Genomic DNA, 3514 nt, shown 5'->3' on the forward strand with positions numbered 1-3514 from the left:
GCTACGACATCCTCGACCTCGCCGAGGTCTGCGAATTCGAGGAGGTCGCCCACCTGCTGGTGCACGGCAGGCTGCCGGGCGCCGCCGAGCTGCGCGCGTACAAGGCCCGGTTGAAGGCGCTGCGCGGGCTGCCGGCCGCCGTGAAGGCCGCGCTCGAGACCGTGCCGGCCGCGGCCCACCCGATGGACGTGATGCGCACCGCCGTCTCGGCGCTCGGCTGTGCGCTGCCCGAGAAGGACGACCACGGCCTGCCCGGTGCGCGCGACATCGCCGACCGCCTGCTGGCCTCGCTCGGCTCGATGCTGCTCTATTGGTACCACTGGGCCACGCAGGGCCGGCGCATCGAGGTGGAGACCGACGACGACTCGATCGGCAGCCACTTCCTGCACCTGCTGCATGGCGAGCGCCCGCCGGCCGCGTGGGTGCGGGCGATGCACACCTCGCTGAACCTGTACGCCGAGCACGAGTTCAACGCGTCGACCTTCGCCGCGCGCGTGATCGCCGGCACCGGCAGCGACATGCATTCGGCGGTGGCCGGCGCGATCGGCGCGCTGCGCGGCCCGAAGCACGGCGGCGCCAACGAGGCCGCGTTCGAGATCCAGCACCGCTATGACACGCCCGACGAGGCCGAGGCCGACATCCGCCGCCGCGTCGAGGCGCGCGAGCTCGTGATCGGCTTCGGCCACCCGGTCTACACTGTCAGCGACCCGCGCAACGTGGTCATCAAGCGCGTGGCCCGGCAGCTCTCGGCCGAAGCCGGCACCACGAAGATGTTCGACATCGCCGAGCGGCTGGAGCGGGTGATGTGGGATGCGAAGAAGATGTTCCCCAACCTCGACTGGTTCAGTGCCGTGAGTTACCACCTGATGGGCGTGCCGACGGCGATGTTCACGCCGCTGTTCGTGATCTCGCGCACCAGCGGCTGGGCCGCCCACGTGATCGAGCAGCGGCTGGACAACAAGATCATCCGGCCGAGCGCGAACTACACCGGCCCCGAAGACCGTGCCTTCGTGCCGATCGCCGAGCGCAGCTGAGCAAGACCACCGCGCATGAGTTCCCCCTTCCGCAAGCGCCTGCCCGGCACCGCGCTGGACTACATCGATGCCCGTGCCGCCGTCGACGCATTGCGCGCCGGCGCCTGGGCCGGCCTGCCGTACACCGCGCGCGTGCATGCCGAGAACCTGGTGCGCCGCTGCGATCCGGCCATCCTCGACGACTGCCTGCTGCAGCTCATCGATCGCCGGCGCGACCGCGACTTCCCGTGGTACCCGGTGCGCGTGGTCTGCCACGACATCCTCGGCCAGACCGCGCTGGTCGACCTGGCCGGGCTGCGCGATGCCATCGCGGCGCAGGGCGGCGATCCGGCCGCGGTGAACCCCGTCGTGCCGGTGCAGTTGATCGTGGACCACTCGCTCGCGGTGGAGTGCGGCGGCGACGACCCGCAGGCCTTCGCGAAGAACCGCGCGATCGAAGACCGCCGCAACGAAGACCGTTTCCACTTCATCGACTGGACGAAGCGGGCCTTCCGCAACGTCGAGGTGATCCCGCCGGGCAACGGGATCATGCACCAGGTCAACCTGGAGAAGATGTCGCCGGTGGTCTGGGTGCAGGACGGCCTGGCCTACCCCGACACCTGCGTCGGCACCGACAGCCACACGCCGCACGTCGATGCGCTGGGCGTCATCGCGGTGGGCGTCGGCGGGCTGGAGGCCGAGAACGTGATGCTCGGCCGCGCGTCGTGGATGCGCCTGCCCGACATCGTCGGCGTCGAGCTGGCCGGCTGGCGCCGGCCCGGCATCACTGCCACCGACATCGTGCTGGCGCTCACCGAGTTCCTGCGCCAGCAGAAGGTGGTCGGCGCCTACCTGGAGTTCTTCGGCGACGGCACGCAGGGCCTGACGATCGGCGACCGCGCGACCATCTCGAACATGTGCCCCGAATACGGCGCCACCGCGGCGCTGTTCTTCATCGACGGCCAGACGCTCGACTACCTGCGGCTGACCGGCCGCGAGGCCGGGCAGGTGAAGCTGGTCGAGACGTACGCGAAGACGGCGGGCTTCTGGGCCGACACGCTGGCGGACGCCCGCTACGAACGCATGCTGCGCTTCGACCTGTCGAGCGTCGTGCGCAACATGGCCGGCCCGTCGAACCCGCACCGCCGGCTGCCCACCAGCGCGCTGGCCGAGCGCGGCATCGCGGCCAACCTGGACCAGGCCCGTGCGCAAGAGGCGCAGGGCCTGATGCCCGATGGCGCGGTGGTCATCGCGGCCATCACCAGCTGCACCAACACCAGCAACCCGCGCAACGTGATCGCCGCCGGGCTGCTGGCGCGCAACGCGAACCGGCTGGGCCTCGTGCGCAAGCCGTGGGTGAAGACCTCGCTCGCGCCGGGCTCGAAGACGGTGGAGCTGTACCTGAAGCAGGCCGGCCTGCTGCCCGAACTGGAGGCGCTGGGCTTCGGCATCGTCGGGTTCGCGTGCACCACCTGCAACGGCATGAGCGGCGCGCTGGCCCCGGCGATCCAGCACGAGATCCTCGAGCGCGACCTGTACACCACGGCCGTGCTGTCGGGCAACCGCAACTTCGACGGCCGCATCCATCCGCATGCGAAGCAGGCCTTCCTGGCCTCGCCGCAGCTGGTGGTGGCGTATGCGATCGCCGGCACGATCCGCTTCGACATCGAGCGCGACGTGCTCGCGGTGGTGAACGGCCGCGAGATCCGGCTGCAGGACCTGTGGCCCGACGATGCCGAGATCGATGCGCTGGTGCAGTCGTCGGTGCAGCCGGCGATGTTCCGGCAGGTCTACGAGCCGATGTTCGCCATCGCGGCCGAGAGCCGCGAGCGCGTGAGTCCGCAGTACGACTGGCGGCCGCAATCGACCTACATCCGCCGCCCGCCGTACTGGGACCGCGAAGGCATGGGCGCGCTGGCCGCGAACCCGCGCACGCTGACCGGCCTGCGGCCGCTGGCGATCCTGCCGGACAACATCACGACCGACCACCTGTCGCCGTCGAACGCGATCGGGGCGGATTCGGCGGCCGGCGAGTACCTGGCGCGGATGGGCCTGCCGGAGGAGGATTTCAACTCCTACGCGACGCACCGCGGCGACCACCTGACCGCGATGCGCGCCACTTTCGCGAACCCGACGCTGAAAAACGAGATGGTGCGTACCGACGATGGCAGCGTGCGCACCGGCTCGCTCGCGCGTCTCGAGCCGGAGGGCCGCGTGGTGCGCATGTGGGAGGCGATCGAGGCCTACCTCGAACGCCGGCAGCCGCTGATCATCATCGCCGGGGCCGACTACGGCCAGGGCAGCTCGCGCGACTGGGCGGCCAAGGGCGTGCGCCTGGCCGGTGTCGAGGTGGTGGTGGCCGAAGGCTTCGAGCGCATCCACCGCACCAACCTGATCGGCATGGGCGTGCTGCCGCTGGAGTTCCCGCCCGGCACCTCGCGGCTGACGCTCGGGCTCGATGGCACCGAGACGTATGAGGTGCAGGGCGAACGCACCCCCGG

Annotated in this window: 2 protein-coding genes; both read left to right on the forward strand. The window is 70.7% G+C overall.

Annotated features, from left to right (window positions below):
* Positions 1-1034: bifunctional 2-methylcitrate synthase/citrate synthase (prpC, locus tag AC1D15_RS22610; RefSeq protein WP_477827732.1), on the forward strand; the 1034-nt coding region annotated here is incomplete at its 5' end.
* Between the two features lie 15 nt (positions 1035-1049).
* A partial coding sequence (gene acnD, locus AC1D15_RS22615; RefSeq protein WP_477827733.1) for a Fe/S-dependent 2-methylisocitrate dehydratase AcnD occupies positions 1050-3514 on the forward strand: 2465 nt, incomplete at its 3' end.

The sequence above is a fragment of the Rhizobacter sp. P2_H2 genome (genome assembly GCF_056403375.1).